The sequence below is a fragment of the Propioniciclava flava genome, from assembly GCF_004126535.1.
In the GTDB taxonomy this organism is placed as follows: Bacteria; Actinomycetota; Actinomycetes; order Propionibacteriales; family Propionibacteriaceae; genus Propioniciclava; species Propioniciclava flava.
Genome location: NZ_PPCV01000001.1, coordinates 544,053 through 563,508 on the forward strand (window position 1 = coordinate 544,053; position 19,456 = coordinate 563,508).

Below are 19,456 nucleotides of genomic sequence, written 5' to 3' on the forward strand. Positions count from 1 at the left end.
GGCTCGTTACTTTGAAAAGAGTCTTACAAAAAAGCGTTGGTTCTGTCAGGATGAGGGACGTGAGCACAGCCAGCAACGACATCACCACCGCTGTCATCATGGCCCGCGGGCTGGGCAGCCGGATGCGCAAAGCTGCGGCCGGCGTTGACTTAAGCGACGCCCAGCGCGCCATGGCCGAGCGTGGCGTCAAGGGCATGATCGACGTCGGACGCCCGTTTCTGGATTTCGCCATGTCGGCGGCCGCCGACGCAGGGATCACCGAGGTCATCCTCGTCATCGGCCCCGAGCACACCCAGGTGCGTGAGTACTACGACGCCTTACCCACGCGGCGCATCCGCGTGCGCTTCGCCGTCCAGCAGGAGCCCCGTGGCACGGCCGATGCCGTCCTCGCCGCGAAAGATGCTGTGGATGGGCGGCGTTTTCTGCTCCTCAACTCCGACAACTACTACCCGGTGGACGCCATGGCCGCCCTGCGAGGCGTCCCCGACAACGGGCTGGTCGGCTTCGACCCCGCCGGACTCGTGCGCTACGGCAACATTCCGGCCGAGCGCGTCCGCGCGTTCGCGCTCCTGGAACGCCAAGGCACGTCGCTCACGGCCATCGTGGAGAAGCCCGACGACGCGACCCTGGCCCGCTTCGGAGCGAGCGCGTTGGTGAGCATGAACTGCTATGCGTTCACACCCACCATCTTCGAGCAAGCTGCGGCCGTCGCACCCTCCCCGCGAGGCGAGTACGAACTGACCGACGCGGTCGCCGCGGCGCTGTCCGTCGGCGAACCGTTCACGATCGTCCCCAGCGCCGCCGGAGTCTTGGACCTTTCCGAGCGGGGGGATATCGCCGCCGTCACCGCAGCGCTCGCCAGCCGCGAGGTGCACCTGTGAGCACCTGGTTCTCCCCGGGACGCATTGAGGTGTTGGGCAAACACACCGACTATGCGGGCGGACGCTGCCTGGTCGTGGCGCTGGATCGGGGTGTGACGGCCTCCTTCACCCCGGGCGGCCAGGGGATTCACGCGCGCAGCACGGCGATGCCCGACGCCGTCGATGTGCACGCTGACCCTCCCCTTCCGGCCGGGCATTGGGGACGCTACTTGCAGACCGCGGTCGCGCGGCTTGAGCACAACTTCGGCCCCCTGACGCCCGGGACGATCACCCTCGACTCCACCCTCCCCCTCGCCAGCGGCATGAGCAGTTCGTCGGCGGTCGTCGTGGCCGCCACGCTCGCCTTGGCGCACGACAACGGCCTCATGCAGCGTCCCCGTTGGCGCGAAACCCTCACCTCACCAGAAGCCCTGGCGACCTACCTGGCCTGCGTCGAGAACGGTTCTGGCTTCGGGCCGCTCGACGGCCATCCCGGGGTGGGGACGCATGGCGGCTCGGAGGATCACACCGCGATGATCTGTTCCCGCGACGGTGAACTCGGCGTCTTCGACTTCGCCGACCAGGTACCCACCCAACAGCGTCGCCTTCGGTTGCCCGACAGCCTTGCCTTCGTGGTGATCATGAGCGGGGTCCTGGCGGAGAAGACCGGGCCGGCACTCGCGTTGTATAACCGTGCGAGCAGGCTGGCCCGCGAGGCCGTTGACGTCTGGAACGCCGCGACGGGGCGACGCGACGCCAACCTCGGGCAAGCGCTGCGCAGTGACGCCGATGCGCAGGCGCACCTAAGCAAGCTCCTGCTGGATGCTCCGGCGCTGAGCCGACGCGTCGAGCAGTTCGTCACTGAATCCACGGTGATCATTCCTCGTGCGACGGACGCCTTGGCCGCGAACGATCTCTCCGCAGTCCGATCCCACGTGGACGCCTCGCAGCGAGGTGCCGAAGAGGGCCTGGGCAACCAGATCCCCGAAACGTCGTCGCTGTACGCGTCCGCGTTGGCCCTGGGAGCCCATGCTGCCTCCGCCTTCGGAGCAGGCTACGGCGGCAGCGTCTGGGCGTTGGTGGGGGCGTCCGACGCCGAGAGCTTCGCCTCGACGTGGCTGGACACCTACCGCTCGGCCTTCCCTCACCACCGGGACTCCTCCAGTGTTCTGGTGACGCGTCCGAGTGGCGGTGTCCACGAGAGGGTCTTGCACCTGGCAGGGTGACATCATGCGGTCGCCCGTCCTCCCTGCCAGCGCCGATCCGTCCACGGTGCGCATCTGGAACGAACGCGCCGTCCTCGCCACCCTCACCGATGGGCTGCCTCGTCGTGCGGCGCACATCGCCGAGGCCACGGGGCTGACCCCCGCGTCGGTCCGCGCCGTCTTGGGGACGCTGACCGCCAAGGGTTGGGTGTGCGGGCTTGAGCCTGAGCAGGCGGGAGCGATGGGGCGTCCTGCCCGCACCTTCCAGCGTGCTCACCCCGACGGCTTGATCCTTGGCGTCGATCTGGGTGGCCATGCGGTGCGGGTGGTCGTCAGCGACTTGTTCGGGGAACCGCAGGTCGTCGGTGAGGCTCCCGTTGCTTCCCCCGACCCATTCGCGCTTCGGGCCGCGCTCGCCGACGCGCTCTCCCCCGTCGATCATTCCCGCGTCTGGATGACGGGCCTGGCCATCTCCGGGGCGCTGGATGCCGAGGGGCGCCTGGCGCGTTCGCTGGCGTTGCCGCAACTCGTCGGTCGTCGTCCCGCCGACGCCCTGGCCGACGTGCTGCCCGGGCAGGTGTGGACCACGCACGACACGCGCTCGGCACTGTGGGCCGAGTTCATGCGCGGGGCGGCACGCGACGCTCGCGACGTCATGTTCGTGAGCTTGGGACGCCGCCCGTCGTTGTCCTTGCTGCTGGATGGCCGGCTGCATTTGGGTGCCCACGGCAGCGCAGGAGAGTTGTCACTCAATGAGCTGTTGCCCGCCACCAACGGGTATCGCTGGGCCGTTGCCGATGGGCGCGATCCCCAGGGGGATGCCTTGCGCGCCGCCGCGGCGGGTGATCCTGCCGCTCGGGCGGGTGCGCGCGCGTTCCTCGCCGAGATCACCCCGCAACTCGCCTACGCTGCAGGCTTGACCGACCCCGCGTTGGTCGTGATCGGTGGCGCATTGGCCCCCGCCTTGGAATCGGCGCTTCCTGAATTCGTGGAGGCGTTGGGCTCTCGCCTCCAGGTGGCACCAGCGGTACGGCTCACCGAGTTGGATCAGTTCGCCACCGCGACGGGTGCGTTGCTCCTCGCCCAGCAACGAGTGAGCGCCGCGCTGTGGGATCACCCAGGAGCCTTGCCTCCCCTGACACGAACTGCCTTTGAAGACGCGCTCGCGTCATCAAAGGCGCAGCGCGAGCACGGGTGAGGCGCACGGGCACCAACACCGGCACTCGGCGCCTGGCGCCGCCCAGGTCGTCGGACTGACCACTATGCTCACCGGGGAGCACCGTGGATTGTTAGCCATAGTGTTAGCCTGCGCGGGCACATCGCGCAGGAGCCGAAGCACGTTGACTAGGCATTGTGCAATCGGGGCGTTAGCTCAGCAGGTCAGAGCAGGGGACTCATAATCCCTGGGTCGCGGGTTCGAGCCCCGCACGCCCCACTTCGCGCTACCGGACGATACCCGCCGAACGTCCGGCGGCGACGGCGGCCGTTCGCGACGTCACACCGAGTTTGGTGAAGATGTGAACCAGGTGCGATTTCACGGTGGCATCGGTGATGCGGAGTTCACGCGCGATCCGGCTGTTGGAGGCCCCAGCCGCCACCCAGGTGAGGACTTCGACCTCGCGTGCGCTGAGGCTTAGCTGGGGGACGCGCATGCGATCCAAGAGTCGCCCTGCGATGGCCGGGGCGAGCGCGCTCTCCCCGACGGCGGCCGCGCGGATCGCAGCCACCAGTTCATCGGGTGGGGCGTCCTTGAGGAGATACCCGCAGGCGCCGGCCTCGACCGCGCTGAGGATGTCGCCGTCGGTGTCGTAGTTGGTGAGCACCAACACGGCGGGTCGCTGGCGCAACGTGTGGATCTCCGCGGTGGCGTCGGCACCTGTGCGCTCCCCGCCGAACTGAAGATCCATCAACACGACATCGGGGGCCAGTTGCCGGACCAACGCGACCGCTTCCTCCGGGGTCGCGGCCGAACCCACCACGTCGACGTCGGGATCCCCCGCGAGCAGGGCCTTCAGCCCCGCCCGTACGACGGGGTGGTCATCGGCCAAGACGATCCTGATCATGCGTGCGCCCCTGACAGGGTGAGGGGAAGTTCGGCGGTGATGGTCGTTCCCTCATCCGGCTGGGATTCCACGCTCAGCGTCCCGTCGAGTTGCTGGACGCGCTCGCGCATGGCGTGGAACCCGAACGACGGCGACTCCGGTGCGGCCACGGCCCGCTCCACGTCAAACCCTCGGCCGTTGTCTGTGACCATCAAAGCGACCCGATCCCCTTCCACGCGGAGCACCACCCAAGCCTGCGTGGCATGAGCATGCCGGGCCACATTGGACAATGCGCCCTGAGCGACCCGCAGCAGGGCGATCTGTTCGTCCATGGGGAGGTCAGGGTCTCCCGCCGTCACCTCAACGGGTATCCCGGTGCGGCGCGCCTGGTCCTCCCCTAGGCGGCGCAGCGCCGCCCCTAACCCCTGGTCGAGTCGGCTTGGGCGCAGGGCGCCGATGAGTTGGCGGGCGTCAGCCAGGCTGTCGGCCGCCGTTTCACGCGCGAGGCGCAAATACCCGGCCCCCGGCTCCGGGGTGTCGCGTTCGGCTGCGCGCAGGAGCATTTGGATGCTGGACAGCCCTTGGGCGACCGTGTCGTGAAGCTCACGGGCGATCCGGGCGCGCTCCGCCAAAGCACCCTGCTCACGTTCGGTATCGGCGAGTTGCTGGCGGGTGCTCACCAGTTCTGCGAGCAGCGCCTCGCGTTCGGCCGCTTCCTGCCGCAGCGCTTTGGAGGCCAAACCGATCAGCACCGCGACGCCCGCCCCGATCAGGGGGCCGACCACGCCGCCGACGCTAAAACCGGAATGCACCCCCAAGGCGAGGATCGCGAACCCGGTCGTCACCACGATCGCGCCCACACCGCCCCGGCCGGGCAGAACATGTAGATAGAGGAAGAACAACGGGAAGACGAGGTAGGCCCCCTCGGGGCTCAGCCACACGAGGACGGCCCAGATCGCCGTCAACAAGCCCAGCCAGGCGTAGGCGAGGCGTCGCCCGCCACGCGTGATCCCCGACCCGACGATGCGGCGTCCCAGCCGGGCCCCTGCGTAATAGACGCCCACGAAAGCGACGCCAGACAGCACGACGAACGGCGCGGTGGCCGAGGAGGCGAGGTAGGCACGCACGACCGCGAAGGACACCAGCCCCAGCAAGAGGGCATGCAGGCCAAGACGCAGGCCCGTGAAGACGGGGGTCAAGGTCGAATGCGGCATGGCCTTCCCAGAGTAACCGGCACCCTGCCGCCCTCCATCCATCAAAAGTTGTACGGGCAAGGCCACGCTTTGGGCGATGACCTCGGCGTCCCCGACGACCAGGCTGGACACCAGGTCACGCAAGGGTCGGGATCGGAAAGGCACACCGTGTTCGTCGCATGGCGGGAGTTGCGCTTCGCCCGGGGACGTTTCGTCCTCATCGGCGCCGTCGTAGCCCTCATCACAGTGCTCGTGGGCTTCCTCTCTGGCTTGACGGGAGGTTTGGCGGCCCAGAACATCTCGGGGGTGCTTGCACTGCCCGGGACGCGCCTGGTCCTGCAGCAGCCCGATGACGGCTCCCCCAGCTTCGCCACATCAACTCTCCCCAGTGATGCCCTTGCCACGTGGGAGGCCGCTCCTGGCGTCACGGAGGCGACGCCTGTGGGCATCACGCAGTCACGAGCCAGCCGGGCCGGGGTCGACGATCTCACCGGAGTGGCGCTGTTCGGCGTCCCGACGGCCACATCGGAGAGTGAACCCAACGACGTCCTGGCCCTGGCCCCCTCCCGAGACGACGAGGTGGGACTGTCCGCAGGCGCGGCGGCCAAGCTGGATGCCCGCGTGGGCGACACGCTCAGCATCGTGGGGAAGGACTACACGGTCGCATCGGTGGGCGCGGACCTGTGGTACTCCCACACCCCCGTGATGACGATGACGCCGACGGCCTGGAGTGCGGCCAGTCAGCGCACCGGCGGCACCGGCGACCCCACCGTGATGGCCGTGTCGGGAACACCCGACTGGGACGCCGTCGCGACCGCCACCCACACGCAGGCTGCTACGCCTCTTGCCAGCCTCACCGCCCTGGAGGCCTTCCGTTCCGAGATCGGCTCCCTGGGCCTCATGATCGCCCTGCTCTTCGGCATTTCTGCCCTCGTGGTGGGCGCCTTCTTCACTGTGTGGACCATGCAGCGCGCCAGCGACATCGCCGTGCTGAAAGCCCTCGGCGCCACCACCGCGTCCCTGGTGCGGGACGCGCTGGGCCAGGCATTGGTCGTCCTCACGGTCGGGATCGGCGTCGGTCTTGTCGCCGTGGCGGGTTTCGGCACGCTCGCCGGACGCGCCCTCCCGTTCGTGCTCAGCCCTTTGACGACGCTGGCTCCGGCCGCCGTCATGGCTGTCTTGGGCCTGGCTGGCGCCGGCTTCGCCCTGCGCACCGTCACCCATGCTGACCCGTTGACCGCTTTGGGGAGTAACCGATGATTGACCTTCGCGATGTGACCTTGACCTTCCCTGATGGGGACCAGCGCATCACGGCTGTGGACCATGTCAACCTGCGTGGGCTCGATGGCCAGGTCACCGGCATCACCGGCCCCTCGGGGTCGGGCAAGTCCAGCCTGCTCGCCGTGGCCGCCACCTTGATCCGGCCCGATTCAGGTCACGTCCTCATCGGTGAGGGTGCCGACGTCATCGACGCCGCCGCCTTGTCCAGCACGAACGCTGCCGCCCTGCGACGCGAGCGCATCGGCATCGTGTTCCAGCAGTCCAACCTGCTGCCCGCGCTGACCGCCCGCGAGCAGTTGCTGGTGATGGCGCACCTGGGCGGACGGCAAAGCCGCGCCGAGCGGACCACGATCGAGAGCCGGGTCGACGATCTCCTCGACGCCGTCGGGTTGTCCACGCAAGCCCATAAGCGGCCGCACCAACTCTCGGGCGGGCAGCGTCAGCGCGTCGCCATCGCCCGGGGGCTGGTGCATTCCCCCGACGTCCTTGTGGTGGACGAGCCGACCAGCGCCCTGGATCAGGAGCGTGGCGCAGAGATCATGCGCCTGATTGCGCGCCTCACGCACGAACGCAACACGGCCACGTTGCTGGTCACCCACGACCTGGTTCACCGCGACACCCTTGATGATCTGGTCACGATCGTCGACGGGCGCGTGGTCGCCTCCATCGGCTAGCCCACCGCGCGCGGGTCAGCCGCGGAGGTGACCCATCCCGCGCACGATCCAGTCACCGACCGACTGCACGACCTGGACGATGACGATCAGCGCGATGACGGCCTCCACCAGGACCGGCCCGTTGAATCGCTGGTAGCCGTACCGGATGGCGAAGTCACCCACGCCACCCCCGCCGATGACCCCCGCCATGGTGGAGTAGCCGATCAGCGTGACCAGCGTCAGCGTGGCACCCGAGACCAGTCCGGGGAGGGATTCGGGGAGAAGGACCTTCCTGACGATGCCCCACGTGGAGGCGCCCATCACCTGTGCGGCCTCCAGCTTTCCGGAGGCGACTTCCCGCAACGCCGCCTCCACCACGCGGGCATAGAACGGAATGGCGCCGACCGCGAGCGGCACGACCGCCGCGGTTGGCCCGTAGGCCGTCCCGACGATGAGCCGGGTGAAGCTGATCAGCGCGATCATCAAGATGAGGAAGGGCAGCGAGCGGGCGATGTTGACCACCGCGCCGACCGCGAAGTACAAGAACCGGTTGGGCGCAAGCCCATCGGGGGCCCACAGGCGCAACAGGACGCCGATGGCGATACCGAGAATCGCCGTGATGAGGAACGACCAGCCGACCATCCAGGCGGTCTCCCCGAGCGCGCGGAGCAGTTCCGGCAACGCCTCTTGCCATGATGTCGAGGGAATCATGCTTGGACACTCACCTCATGCTCAGCCAGGTAGGCGTCGACGCCAGCGCGATCGAACGCCCCTGTGGGGTGGGAGATGACGACGCGCAGGCGTCCGACTTTGCGCCCGGCAATCAGTTCCACGGCACCGCCCAGAATCGAGACGTCGACGCCGAAACGCCGCGTCAGCCCGGAGATCACCGGTTCCTGGGCATGCCCCTGCGCAAAGCTCAAGACCACCGACGACTCGGCCCCCAGGTTCGCCGGTTCGCCGACCGGCAGCAGAATGTCGGCCAGTCGGCTGCGGGGGGCGGTCAACAGTTCCAGCAGGGCGCCCTGTTCGACGATCCTGCCGTTCTCCATCAACGCTGCCCCTGAGCAGATCCGTCGCACCACTTCGGACTCGTGGGTGATGAGCACCACCGTCACCCCAGTGCGGCGGTTGATTTCCGCGATGAGGTCGAGGATCTGTTCGGTGGTGGCCGGGTCCAGCGCGGAGGTGGCCTCGTCGCAGAACAACACCTGCGGGTGAGCGGCCAGCGCACGGGCGATCCCGACGCGCTGCTTTTGCCCACCCGACAGTTGGGCCGGGTAGTTGCCCGCCCGGTCGCTGAGCCCCACCAGGTCGAGCAGTTCGGCGACCCGCTGCTTGCGCTCCGCCGCCGGAACCCCTTGGACCTCCAGGGGGAAGGCCACATTCGCGGCGGCGGTGCGGCTCGCGAGCAGGTTGAAGTGCTGAAAGATCATGCCCATGGTGTGCCGGACGCGGCGCAGTTCGGCGCCCGACAAGGAGGTGAGTTCCAACTCACCGATGGTCACCGTCCCTGACGTCGGCCTCTCCAGCGCGGTGAGGCATCGCATGAGCGTGGTCTTGCCTGCTCCCGAGCGGCCCAAGATGCCGAAGATCTGGCCGGAATCGATGCGCAGGGAGACGTCGTCCACGGCCGTGACGGTGCTGGCAGCGGAGGAGTAAACCTTCGTCAGGGAGGTGACCTCGATCACGTCAGCGTCACTTCGCCGGAAGGACGGACCCCTTGAAGGTGTCCGTGATGAACTTCTGGATCTGCGGGCTGGTCAGTGCCTCGTTGAGCTTCTTCACACGAGGATCATCCTTCAGCGTCGCCTTGACCGCCACCACGTTCGCGTACGGGTTGTTGTCGGCCGACTCCAGCGCCAGCGCGTCGGTGGTCGGCACGAGGCCCGCTTCGATGGCGTAGTTCCCATTGATGATCGACAAGGTGACCTTCGGGTCGGACAGCGTCGCGGCCAACTGCGGACGATCGATCTTCAGCCACGAGAGGTTCTTCGGGTTGCCCGTCACGTTCTTCTCCGGGGTGATCTGGCTGTAGTCGAGCCCGGGCTGGTCCGGCTTGACGTCGAGAGTGATGAGGCCCGCCTGCGCGAGAAGGAACAGGGCGCGGGCCTGGTTGGTGGCGTCGGCAGGAATCGCGACGACAGCCCCGTCCGGGACGGTGTCCAGCTTCACCTTCTTGGAGTACAGGCCCAGCGGCTCCACGTGAACGGGCGACAACGCCACCAGGTCAGAGCCCGTGTGCTTGGCGTTCCAGTCAGTCAAGTAGGGGACGTGTTGGAAGAAGTTGGCGTCCAGGTCGCCGCTCTCGACGAGCTGGTTGGGGTCGATGTCACCGGAGATCTCGGTGATGTCCAGCTTCACGTCGCCGAGAAGCCCCTCCTTTTGCGCTTCCTTCAGCAGCAGCGAGTGGGGCGTGACGTCGGCCATGATGCGCAGCGGCTTCGACGTATCGGGGGTGCTGGTGCTCCCGGAGTTGGCCGCACCGCAGCCGGTCAACACGAGTCCCGTCGCGAGAAGGGCTGCCGTGGTGGTGATCAAACGTCGAAACATGGATTTTCCTCAGTATGCGTGGTGGGCATGTGACAAGGCCGACAGCACGGGACCGCGAGCGAAAGCTGGCAGATGTGTGAGGTGTCCAGAATCGCTCGACCCTCCCGGGGAGCGACCGGAACCGTGCCGTCAGGCCGACATTCGCCGACAGCACTGGGGCATCATCATGACGCAGTGCGTCGTGGCGATGATGTGACCCATGCCCTGCACCTTAGGGCATTTTCGCCCCCACCGGCGACCACTGGGTCAGCGATGGACGCGACCTACTATGGAAGGCACACGAGGGGAGGTCACGTGCACGAACCAGGCTGGTATCCCGACCCTGCGGGCGCGCCGGGGCGTTTCCGCTGGTGGGACGGTCAATCGTGGACGCAGGAGGTGCGTGACGCTCCGGGCGATTTGGACGCTCTCCTCAACGGTGCCGACGCCCAGCCACCGCGGAGTTCGGCTCGCGCGCTGGGCTACGGGACTCTCGCGATCGCGCTCGTGGTGGTGATTACCGGGCTCGCGGCCGCGACAGACGCCTCGTTCGGTCGAGGCACGCCGCTCCCCCTGGCCGCACAGCCTCGCGGCATGTCGGACGGTTCGGGCAGGCCCGTCGCCACGTCCCCGGCTCCCACAGCACCCGCGGAGCCGTCGTCCCCCGCTTCGGCGACGTCCCACCCGTCTCCCTCCGCGTCCACCCGAGTCCGTGCTTCGGATTCCTCGGCTGTTCCCGCACCCGGGTGCGCTGGGGTGCGTCCTGATGCGGCGACGCTGTCCGATGGGGTCGTAACGGTGCAGGTTGAGGGCCGTTGGACGCGCGATGGCGCACCCGACTGGCTGACCTGCGGCCAGGGGGGTCGGCTTCTGGCTGGCGATGGCACAGCCCAGCTGTGGGTCGGCAGGGCGGCCTCCGGCGGCACGAGTCCTCTCGATGCCACCTGCGCCAACGTGTTCGACCAGACGTTGTCGGAGATCGGCACCTTCCGCACGCTGTCCTCGACAACGACCGATGTGACGGTCGCGGGTCGCCCGGCCTGCCATCTCGTGGCTACCACGGGTGGCGGACAAGAGCCGACGTTCCAGGTCACGTTGACCGCCGTCGCCACCGGGGGCGATTCGATGAGCGTCATCGTGGGCCTCGCCGAAACCGACGACGGTGAAGGCATGCGCACCACTGAGGCAGCGCTCCGGACGCTTGCGGCGCGCTCCTAGTCGGGGAGGCGTCGGGCATGAGACCCTCGCCGAGGAACCGACCTCTCGATCACGAAGGAGCCTTCATGGATGGCATTGATCCCACTGTTCCCCCTAGCGGCACTGGCTGCGAGGAATGCCTGCGCGAGGGTGGGTGGTGGTTCCACCTGCGCCGGTGCGCACAATGCGGTCACGTCGGCTGCTGCGACAGTTCGCCGTCGCAGCACGCGACCGCCCACTACCGAGCCACCGGACACCCGTTCATCCAGAGTTTCGAACCGGGCGAAGACTGGTTCTACCACTACCCGCGCGATGCCATGTATGAGGGGCCAGTGCTCGCAGCCCCCGACAGCCGCCCCGCCGACCAGCCTGCGCCCGGCCCTGCTGGTCGCGTCCCGCCGAACTGGACGAGCCTGCTCCACGGCTGAGCAGACACCATCGTGACAGTCAGAAGGCCAGGCCCTCATGGGCCTGGCCTTCTGCGTGGCTCCCCCGACTGGACTCGAACCAGTAACCCTCTGATTAACAGTCAGATGCTCTGCCAATTGAGCTACAGGGGATCGCTCGACGCGAGAAGAAACTCTAGCAAACCCTCAGCTAGAACGCATACTCGGCCCGTAGACGTGCCAACTCGGTTTCCGCGAAGGCCAACGTCTCGTCGTCCATCCGGGTTCCCCTGGCTGGGTGGGCGGTCCACATGACTCGCTGCTGGGGATCCATCAAGTTTCGGCGCGCGGTGATCGTGACGTGCCGCCCGGGGAAGGGCGTCACGACCTGCTGGAGCAAGAACGTGGACTCCACGCGCTCGCGGAACGCCTCGGGGAAGCTCTGCGGGTCGGTGAGATGTTCCTCGCTCACCTCACCGGTCGACATGCGCTCCCAGCGCAGGTTTCCTTGGTCGGTATACCCGCCGTGGAGGATGTCGTGCCAGCCCACCTCCTCGCACTCCCCCTCGCCGCCAGCGACGAGCATGCGGTCGGGGAGGGCGACCAGATAACCGTCACTGGTCGCGGCCCAGGCCAGGATCCGCACAGCACCGCCCACATGCTGGCTGACGGTGGCAGCAAGCGCGTCGGGAACCTTGCCTTTACGGGAGAACAGCTTCACAGCGTCCATTGTGCCTGACCCGGAATCGCCTAAGCCGCGTGGGCAATCGCGCTCACGCCCCGCACGGCCTCCAGGGCGGCCTGCTCGTAGCGCCGCACGGTGGAGGCGCTACACCGCAACACCGCAGCGATCTCTGAGGTGGAATGTGCCGGGGTGCCCGCAAGCCCATGACGCAGGATCAGGATCCGCCGATGCAGGGGCGACAGCCCTGCCAGCATCGCAGAGACATCCGGGGCATCTGCATCGTCAGGAGCCGCGGCGGGCACCGCGCACTCATGCTCGGGCGTGAGACGGCAGGCGGGCCGAAACCCGAGCAAAGAGCGGACCACCGTCACCGACTCGCCCACCTGCGCCGCCACCTCCTCGACTTTGGGCGCACGGGCCAAGTCACCGGCCAAGGCATCACGCATAGCGACCGCACGCCGCCATTGCCGGGCACGCCGAGGAGGGATACCCAACGAGCCATGCGCCGTCACCGCCTCGTCCCAGGCCCGCATCCTGATCCACGGGATCGCGCAACTGGCGAACGAGCCCCGCGAAGGATCGAACCGTTGCGCCGCCTCCACTAACCCCACACGGCCCTCCTGGATGAGTTCTTCGCGGTCGAGGCCGGTAGCGCGAGCGATGGGCGCGACCACGAATCCGACCAGCGCCAGGTTGCGCTCCACAAGGTCGAAGAAAGCCTGCCTGCCCTGCTCGGCCACCCGCACCAACTCCCCCACCGTGGCGTCTACGGGCGCCGTGATCGCCCCGGCGAGCGCGGCCTCGGCCGCCAATCCTGCTTCACTACGCCGAGCGAGGTCGGCTTCTTCCTGCCTGCTCAGCATGGTCTGCTTGGCCACCGTGGTCGTGGCACCAGGTTGCGATGTCGTCATAGCGGCAGCCTGGTCGCGCACAAAGCCCGGGAGGACCCCTGAACCCGCTTTCCCCAGTCCGCACCTGGACAACACCGAGAGCGCGAAAGGGGTTGCCTCAGGCGGGTTCCCCGACCGCCATCGCTTGCAGGGTGCGGCGGCGCGTCTCCAGTTCAAGCAGTTGGGCAAACATTCTGTTGTAGGCAGCCTGCTCCTCGATCGGATTCGTGCGCTGCAACCGAGACTTCAGATCGCCGATCTCCCGCAGCACGCGCGCCAGCCGCAACCGCGCCGCATACTCCCGCGCGTACGTGGCGTTCGGCTCAGCCAGCAAGGGCTCCACGGACAAGGCGACCGCCAATTGCGCAGCCACCGGGTCAGCAAGAGCCGAAACGACGCGCTGGGCAAACCCGGCCTCACCTCGCGGCGTGGCCGCCAACGTCTCAAACACCAGTCGGTAGGCGGGGTGGAAGAAATCATCCGCCTCGATACCGCCCCAGTCCGGCGGGAACAGGCCCGGCTGCTGCAGCACAACCTTCAACACTCCCCGCTCGGTCGCCAGCCGACGATCCCCCGGATCGGGGAGCGGCACCATCGCTGGCTGGTCGGGAGCGTGCTGGCCGGGAGCATGCTGTTCGGTGGGTGTGGGCGGGCCGGACGGACGCGCATCCGGGGCGGTCTTGCGACGGTTCGCTCGCTGCACCTCGCCGCGCACCTCGTCGGGGTTCATCCCCACGAGACCGGCCAGTTCCCGGATGTAGCCCGACACCAGCGCCACGTCGCGCACGCTAGCAACCAGGGGCGCAGCCGCCCGGACGGCGGCCAGGCGTCCGTCGGCCCGATCCAGATCGAAGCGCTCCAGCGTGTTCTTCATCACATACCGGTACAGGGGAATGCGACGAGCAACCAGTTCGCGCACGGCAGCGTCACCGCCGCTCATGCGCAGTTCGCACGGATCCATGCCGCCCGGCTCGATCGCCACATAGGTCTGTGCCGAGAAGGTGGCATCAGAGGAAAACACCTTCAGGGCCGCAGCCTGGCCCGCAGCGTCACCGTCGAAGGTGAACACCACCTCTCCGGCGAGCGCGTCGCTGGTCATGAGACGGGCGATCATCCTGCTGTGGTCTGAGCCAAAGGCCGTGCCACACGACGCCACCGCCGTGTCCACGCCAGCAATGTGGCAGGCCATCACGTCGGTGTAGCCCTCGACAACCACGGCCTGGTTCTTCTTCCCGATGGGTTGCCGTGCCAGATCGAGCCCGTACAACACGTGACTCTTCTTGTAGACCAGGGTCTCGGGAGTGTTGAGGTACTTGGCTGGCATCCGGTCATCGTCGAAGATCCGGCGCGCCCCGAACCCCAACGTCGAGCGCCCTGCGTCCCTGATCGGCCACACCAGGCGCCCCTGGAAGAAGTCCCAGCCCGCTTCGCGCACCAGCCCCGCCTTCACCAGGTCGTCCTTGGTGAACTTCTTCTCCAGCAGGTAGTTGAGCAGTTCACGCCCCCCACGAGGGGCGAACCCGATACCGAAGTGTTCGGCGTGCTCACGGGTGAAGCCCCGCTGATCCAAGAACACGCGCCCCTCCACAGCGTCGGGGCTGCTCAACTGCCGAGCGAAGAACTCGGCGGCGAGCTGGTTGGCCTCCAAGACGCGCATCCGCAGCCCCGGCTCGTGCCGAGGCGCTCCGTCACCCTCGGTGTAGCGCAATTGCAGGCCCACCCGGTCAGCGAGATACTCCACCGCCTCGGTGAAACCCATGTTGTTGATCTTTTGGACGAAGCTGATGACGTCCCCGCCCTCGCCGCACCCAAAGCAGTAGTAGAAACCCTTGGAGGGCGTGACGCGGAAGCTGGGGGTCTTCTCGTCGTGGAAGGGACACAGCCCCACCAACGCTCCGCCGCCCGCTGGACGCAACTGGACCGACGCTCCGACGACGTCCTCGATCCGGGACCGCTCACGGACCGTCTCCAAGTCCTCGGGATGGATCAGGCCGGCCATGCCCGGCAGTGTAGTCGCGCGGCGGCGTCGGACGTGGTCGGCTCAGGCACCCCGGCCGATACCCGCGGGAAGCCGGTCAGGATCCCAGCCCAAGAGATGCTCGGCGGTGTCGAAGGCGAACCGGTCCGTCATCCCGCCTACGTAGGTGACGGCCGTCACGATCGGGTCGGCCTGCGCGTCGTGGCGGTAGTCGGGCGGCATCGCCTCGGGATGTTCCGCGTAGTACTCGACCAGCCCCCGCAGGACGCCGATGACCGCATTGGACTGCGCCACGGAATCAGGACGCGTGTAGATGCGCTCGTAGTTGAACCGGCGCATCGCGGCCAGCGCCGCCCCAGCGTCGGCATCCATCCCGACCACGCCCGTCTCGGCGACGGTGGTGATGATCGACCGGATGAAGGCGGCCAACTGCTCACGCCGTGTCGCCCCGACAACCTCGGTGATCTCGGGAGGCAGATCGTCGAGTTCGATGATGCCCGCGTGTACGGCGTCTTCGAGATCGTGGGCGCAATAGGCGATGCGGTCAGCCCAGCTCACCAACTCGCCTTCGATGCTGCCCGGGGCAGGCCTCGACCAGGAGTGGTTGCGGATGCCGTCGAGGGTTTCGCGGCACAAGTTCAAGGGCGCGAGCACGACGTCTGCGCCCCAAGGGCCGTGGTCATAGCCGCCGGGAAGGAACGCGTCGAAGGCGTCCTCGGAGGCATGTCCACCCGGGCCGTGGCCGCAGTCGTGCCCCAGTGCCATGGCGTCAGCCAAAGTGACGTTCACGCCAACGCCTCGGGCCAGCGAAATCGCTACCTGGGCCACTTCAAGGGCATGCGTCAGGCGGGTGCGCTGATGGTCGGTCGGATAGACGACGACCTGCGTCTTGCCCGCAAGTCGACGAAAGGCAGGCGAATGGACGATGCGGTCCCGGTCGCGCTCGAAGCACGTCCGCTCGATGTCGGGCTCCTCAGGGCGGGCCCGGTTGCCCGCACCGACCGCAAAGGACGCTTCCGGGACGAGGATCTGACGCTCCCGCGCCTCGCGCGCTTCCCGTCCGATGGGTGCACCGAGGCGGACGCGCGCGGATGAGTCCGCGTGCGCGACGACGACGTCACCGGTTTGATGCCCGCGCATGGTCGTCGCCCAGGCCACCGTGCGGGGGTTCAAGGCATCGCTCATGCAGCCATTGTGGCCGGTTCCCTATGCTGGTTTCACCGACGTGAGGAATGGACACCATGAGCGATCCCAACCCGAGCCCCAAGAATCCCCTGCCGCCGGAGCCGGGCGCACAGCAGTGGCCTGCCTCCTCCGAGGGAACGAGAACCCAGCCCGACTACGGTCAGTCGCCCTACGCCCCCCAGGCGACCCCCGAGTCACAGCAGCCCTACGGAGCGCCGCCGCAGGGTTACCCCGACCCCAACCAGCCCTACGGGACGCCCGCGCAGAGCTACCCCGATCAGCCCTATGGCAGCCAGCCCTATGGCGGGCCCGCCCAGGGCTACTCCTACGGATATGGAGCACAGGAACCGCAGTCGGGCTACCCCGGACAAAGCTACGACGGGGGGTACGCGCCGCAGACCTATCCGCAGCAGAGCTACGCCCCGACCTATCCCGGGCAGGGCTACCCGCCCGTCGGGTCAACGCGTCCAGAGAACAAGCCGACGCTGGGCATCATCGGGTTCGCGGGAGTCGCCGTGTTCACCGTCGTGCTGGTCGTGACCAGCGCGCTCATGGGGCATGCCATCGGCGCTTTCGTGCAGACCAACGGCATCGAAGTTCTGGAGAATGCCGACTCCACCAACCCCCTGTTCGTGGCATTGGCCCAAAGCATCCAAGGGGTCAGCTACCTCGCGACCTTCTCGGTCTTCGCCGGGATCGCGGCCTGGATCACGAGCATCGTGGCGTTCGCCCGCCGGGCAGGCCGCAAGTACGCCGTCGGCGGCATCCTGCTGGGCATCGCCGCACCGATCATCGCCATCCTCACGATCGGGTTCGTGCTCGCGCCCTACATCCAGCCCTAAGGCAACACACGGCAGCCAAATCCCCGGTGCCGAGCTAGCCCCCCGACACGTCGGACTCGGCGTCGGAGAGGTCCGCGTCGCCCACCTCGCGGCTGTCGAGCCAGCCGTAGGGAAGGGTGACCTGAGCCCGTGACGTCCCCTGTCGCCCACGCGGCTTACCCAACTCGTCGGCCGGCAGCGTGGCGTCGGGATCCAAGCGCCCGAGCAAGTCGTCGAGTTCGGCAAAGCTGGAGACCGTCGACAAGCCGCGACGCACTTCCCCACCGACGGGGAACCCCTTGAAGTACCACGCCATGTGCTTGCGCAGGTCAATCAGCCCCCACCGTTCGCCATGAAGGCCGGCCAGGAGTTCTGCGTGACGCCGCAGCATCGCGGCCACCTCACCCAACGTGGGATACGGCCGCGGATCGAGCCCGGCGAAGGCGCGCGCCAGGTCGGCGAACAGCCACGGACGCCCCAGGCATCCGCGGCCCACCACGACCCCGGCGGCGCCAGTCTGGGCGATCATGTCCGTCGCGTCGCTGGCCTCCCAGATGTCCCCGTTGCCGAGAACGGGAATGTCCACCGCCTCCACCAGTTCGGCGATCCTGTCCCAATGCGCGTGGCCCGCGTAGGCCTCTTGTACGGTGCGGGCATGCAGCGCGATCGCGGCGACACCTGCGTCTTGGGCGATGCGTCCGGCGTCGAGGAAGGTCTCGTGGTCAGCGTCGATGCCGATCCTCGTCTTGATGGTCACCGGAACCCCGTAGGCGTCCGCTGCAGCCACGGTGGCGCGCAGGATCGCCGCGAGCCGGTCCGTCTTCCAGGGCAGGACGCCACCGCCGCCCTTGCGAGTCACCTTCGGGACGGGGCAGCCCAGGTTCAGGTCAATGTGGTGGACCCCCAGTTCTTCGCACACGATCCGCGTGCCGCGCGCCATCACCTCCGGATCGACGCCGTACAACTGCACCGAGCGGACGGTCTCCCCTGGCGCGAACGCCAGCATGTCGAAGGTCTTGGGGTTGCGCTCGACGATCCCCCGCGAGGTAATCATCTCGCAGACGTACAACCCGGCGCCCTGCTCAAGGCACAACTGGCGATAGGCGGGGTTGGTGATGCCAGCCATCGGGGCCAACACCACCGGGGTGGCAACCTCGACGGTTCCCCCCGAAGGGGCGCGAAGACTCAGCGGCGGGTAAAGGGGCACGTCGGCGGATTCTACCTTCGGGGTCGTGTCGCATGCGCCGCGCGGGTCCGCTAGCGTCGTCAGGCAAGCAACAACGAGCGTCCGCACGCAACGTCAGGAGGAGCGAATGGGCCTGGTGGATCACGCGATCTGGTGGCAGGTCTATCCCCTTGGAGCGCTCGGCGCCCCCGTCCTGGAGCGAGAGGACGGGCTCCATCACCGGCTTGAGCGGCTGGAGCCATGGCTGGACTACGTCGTCGAGATGGGCTGCTCGGGCCTGCTCCTGGGCCCCATCTTCGCCTCCACCGCACACGGCTACGACACCATCGACCATGGGCGCATCGATCCGCGTTTGGGCGACGACGCAGACTTCGACCGTCTCGTGCAGGCCTGCCGGGAGCGGGGCCTAGTGCTCATGTTGGATGGCGTGTTCAACCATGTGGGCGTGGAGCACCCCCTCGTGGCGGCGAACAGCCCCATGCTCAAACATCAAGGCGACGCCCTGGCGGTGTGGGAGGGGCACGACGGCCTGGTCGAACTCGACCACACCCGCCCCGACGTTGCCGACTTCGTCACCGACATCATGCTGCACTGGCTGCGACGCGGGATCAGCGGCTGGCGTCTCGACGTCGCCTACGCCGTCCCGCCAGCGTTTTGGGCGGAGGTCACGACGCGGGTGCGTGGCGAGTTCCCCAAGGCCACCTTCCTCGGTGAGGTCATCCACGGCGACTACGCGACCCTGGCACGGGAGGGTCACCTGGACTCGATCACCGCCTACGAGTTGTGGAAGGGGATCTGGAGTTCCCTGCAGGCCGAGAACTTCTGGGAGTTGGCCCACGCGCTGACCCGCCACGCGGAGTTCAGCGCCTCGGTCGTGCTCAACACCTTCGTCGGGAACCACGACGTGGACCGCATCGCCTCCCTCGTCGGGGAGGAGCGGGCTCCGCTGACCGCAGCGATCCTCTTCACCGTTCCCGGCATGCCCAGCGTGTACTACGGCGACGAGCAGGGGTTCACCGGGGTTCGCGGGGAGGGCTATCACGCGGACTTCCCCATCCGTCCGCCGCTGCCCGCCACACCAGGCGATCTCGCTCCTCAGGGTGCATGGCTGAAGGAGATCTACACCGCCCTGATCGGCCTTCGTCGTCGGCACCCGTGGCTCACCCGAGCCGCCGTGCAGGTGACGGGCAAGGACAACACGTGGATCACCTACCGCGCCACGAGTGGGGACGCCTGGCTTGAGGTACGCCTCGTTCTTTCCCCCACAGCCCAGGTCACGATTACCTGCTCCGACCAGGAACGGTGGTCCTGGCCGAACACCTAGGTCGGCGCTCGCCGTGGTACGGCGCTGCCCCCGGCCGA

19 protein-coding genes and 2 tRNA genes are annotated in these 19,456 nt (G+C 67.8%); 10 read left to right on the top strand and 11 right to left on the bottom strand.

Annotated features, from left to right (window positions below):
- The first annotated feature begins 98 nt into the window (after positions 1-98).
- The 4 genes from C1706_RS02530 (at position 99) to C1706_RS02545 (ending at position 3,500) form a co-directional block, all read left to right on the top strand.
- Positions 99-881 carry a sugar phosphate nucleotidyltransferase gene (locus C1706_RS02530; RefSeq protein WP_348981019.1) on the top strand — a complete coding sequence of 261 codons (783 nt, stop codon included), beginning with the start codon at positions 99-101 and terminating at the stop codon, positions 879-881.
- A complete protein-coding gene (locus C1706_RS02535) occupies positions 878-2,086 on the top strand; it encodes a galactokinase family protein (RefSeq protein ID WP_129457609.1) in 1,209 nt (402 codons plus the stop codon). Before C1706_RS02530 ends, C1706_RS02535 begins: the two co-directional genes overlap by 4 nt.
- A 4-nt stretch (positions 2,087-2,090) precedes the next feature.
- Positions 2,091-3,263 (top strand): ROK family transcriptional regulator, encoded by a 1,173-nt coding sequence (locus C1706_RS02540; RefSeq protein ID WP_129457610.1) that lies wholly within the window; start codon positions 2,091-2,093, stop codon positions 3,261-3,263.
- 163 nt (positions 3,264-3,426) lie between these two features.
- A tRNA-Ile gene (locus C1706_RS02545) sits at positions 3,427-3,500 on the top strand.
- A 7-nt stretch (positions 3,501-3,507) separates the two neighbouring features.
- Here the strand turns inward: C1706_RS02545 and C1706_RS02550 are convergent.
- On the bottom strand, positions 3,508-4,128 hold the full coding sequence (locus C1706_RS02550) for a response regulator (protein ID WP_129457611.1): 621 nt from the start codon (positions 4,126-4,128) through the stop codon (positions 3,508-3,510).
- A complete protein-coding gene (locus tag C1706_RS02555; protein WP_241653379.1) occupies positions 4,125-5,465 on the bottom strand; it encodes a sensor histidine kinase in 1,341 nt (446 codons plus the stop codon). Before C1706_RS02555 ends, C1706_RS02550 begins: the two co-directional genes overlap by 4 nt.
- A gap of 3 nt (positions 5,466-5,468) precedes the next feature.
- Between C1706_RS02555 and C1706_RS02560 the strand changes: the two genes are divergently transcribed.
- Together C1706_RS02560 and C1706_RS02565 are read left to right on the top strand one after the other, a co-directional pair.
- On the top strand, positions 5,469-6,560 hold the full coding sequence (locus C1706_RS02560) for an ABC transporter permease (RefSeq protein WP_129457612.1): 1,092 nt from the start codon (positions 5,469-5,471) through the stop codon (positions 6,558-6,560).
- A complete protein-coding gene (locus C1706_RS02565; protein WP_129457613.1) occupies positions 6,557-7,255 on the top strand; it encodes an ABC transporter ATP-binding protein in 699 nt (232 codons plus the stop codon). Before C1706_RS02560 ends, C1706_RS02565 begins: the two co-directional genes overlap by 4 nt.
- A 15-nt stretch (positions 7,256-7,270) precedes the next feature.
- Here C1706_RS02565 and C1706_RS02570 read toward each other — a convergent pair whose 3' ends face one another.
- Genes C1706_RS02570 through C1706_RS02580 form a run of 3 tightly spaced genes read right to left on the bottom strand, consistent with a single transcriptional unit; the run spans position 7,271 to position 9,787 of the window.
- Complete coding sequence (locus tag C1706_RS02570) at positions 7,271-7,945, bottom strand: methionine ABC transporter permease (protein WP_206660932.1); 675 nt, start codon at positions 7,943-7,945, stop codon at positions 7,271-7,273.
- Positions 7,942-8,925: a methionine ABC transporter ATP-binding protein gene (locus tag C1706_RS02575; RefSeq protein ID WP_129457614.1), complete on the bottom strand. Its 984-nt coding sequence runs from the start codon at positions 8,923-8,925 to the stop codon at positions 7,942-7,944. Before C1706_RS02575 ends, C1706_RS02570 begins: the two co-directional genes overlap by 4 nt.
- Before the next feature lie 7 nt (positions 8,926-8,932).
- A complete protein-coding gene (locus C1706_RS02580) occupies positions 8,933-9,787 on the bottom strand; it encodes a MetQ/NlpA family ABC transporter substrate-binding protein (protein ID WP_129457615.1) in 855 nt (284 codons plus the stop codon).
- Positions 9,788-10,081: 294 nt separating this feature from the next.
- On the opposite strand from C1706_RS02580, the gene C1706_RS02585 reads away from it, so the two are divergent.
- Both C1706_RS02585 and C1706_RS02590 read left to right on the top strand, forming a co-directional pair.
- Complete coding sequence (locus tag C1706_RS02585; protein WP_164987391.1) at positions 10,082-10,984, top strand: DUF2510 domain-containing protein; 903 nt, start codon at positions 10,082-10,084, stop codon at positions 10,982-10,984.
- 65 nt (positions 10,985-11,049) lie between these two features.
- On the top strand, positions 11,050-11,391 hold the full coding sequence (locus tag C1706_RS02590; RefSeq protein WP_129457617.1) for a UBP-type zinc finger domain-containing protein: 342 nt from the start codon (positions 11,050-11,052) through the stop codon (positions 11,389-11,391).
- A 56-nt stretch (positions 11,392-11,447) separates the two neighbouring features.
- On the opposite strand, the gene C1706_RS02595 is transcribed toward C1706_RS02590, so the two are convergent.
- The 5 genes from C1706_RS02595 to C1706_RS02615 all read right to left on the bottom strand — a co-directional run bounded on the left by C1706_RS02595 (position 11,448) and on the right by C1706_RS02615 (position 16,042).
- A tRNA-Asn gene (locus C1706_RS02595) sits at positions 11,448-11,523 on the bottom strand.
- Between the two features lie 37 nt (positions 11,524-11,560).
- The gene (locus C1706_RS02600) at positions 11,561-12,070 is read right to left on the bottom strand and encodes a hypothetical protein (protein WP_129457618.1); all 510 of its coding nucleotides are present in this window, start codon (positions 12,068-12,070) and stop codon (positions 11,561-11,563) included.
- 29 nt (positions 12,071-12,099) lie between these two features.
- Complete coding sequence (locus C1706_RS02605; RefSeq protein WP_129457619.1) at positions 12,100-12,945, bottom strand: sigma-70 family RNA polymerase sigma factor; 846 nt, start codon at positions 12,943-12,945, stop codon at positions 12,100-12,102.
- A gap of 97 nt (positions 12,946-13,042) precedes the next feature.
- Complete coding sequence (dnaG, locus tag C1706_RS02610; RefSeq protein ID WP_129457620.1) at positions 13,043-14,923, bottom strand: DNA primase; 1,881 nt, start codon at positions 14,921-14,923, stop codon at positions 13,043-13,045.
- Positions 14,924-14,965: 42 nt separating this feature from the next.
- Positions 14,966-16,042 (bottom strand): HD domain-containing protein, encoded by a 1,077-nt coding sequence (locus C1706_RS02615; RefSeq protein ID WP_431830683.1) that lies wholly within the window; start codon positions 16,040-16,042, stop codon positions 14,966-14,968.
- 101 nt (positions 16,043-16,143) lie between these two features.
- Here C1706_RS02615 and C1706_RS02620 point away from each other — a divergent pair, with 101 nt between their 5' ends.
- Positions 16,144-16,929 (top strand): chromosomal replication initiator protein DnaA, encoded by a 786-nt coding sequence (locus tag C1706_RS02620; protein WP_129457622.1) that lies wholly within the window; start codon positions 16,144-16,146, stop codon positions 16,927-16,929.
- 34 nt (positions 16,930-16,963) lie between these two features.
- Here the strand turns inward: C1706_RS02620 and dusB are convergent, their stop codons facing one another.
- The gene (dusB, locus tag C1706_RS02625; RefSeq protein ID WP_129457623.1) at positions 16,964-18,115 is read right to left on the bottom strand and encodes a tRNA dihydrouridine synthase DusB; all 1,152 of its coding nucleotides are present in this window, start codon (positions 18,113-18,115) and stop codon (positions 16,964-16,966) included.
- Positions 18,116-18,221: 106 nt separating this feature from the next.
- Between dusB and C1706_RS02630 the strand changes: the two genes are divergently transcribed.
- A complete protein-coding gene (locus C1706_RS02630; RefSeq protein ID WP_129457624.1) occupies positions 18,222-19,418 on the top strand; it encodes an alpha-amylase family protein in 1,197 nt (398 codons plus the stop codon).
- Positions 19,419-19,456: the final 38 nt, after the last annotated feature.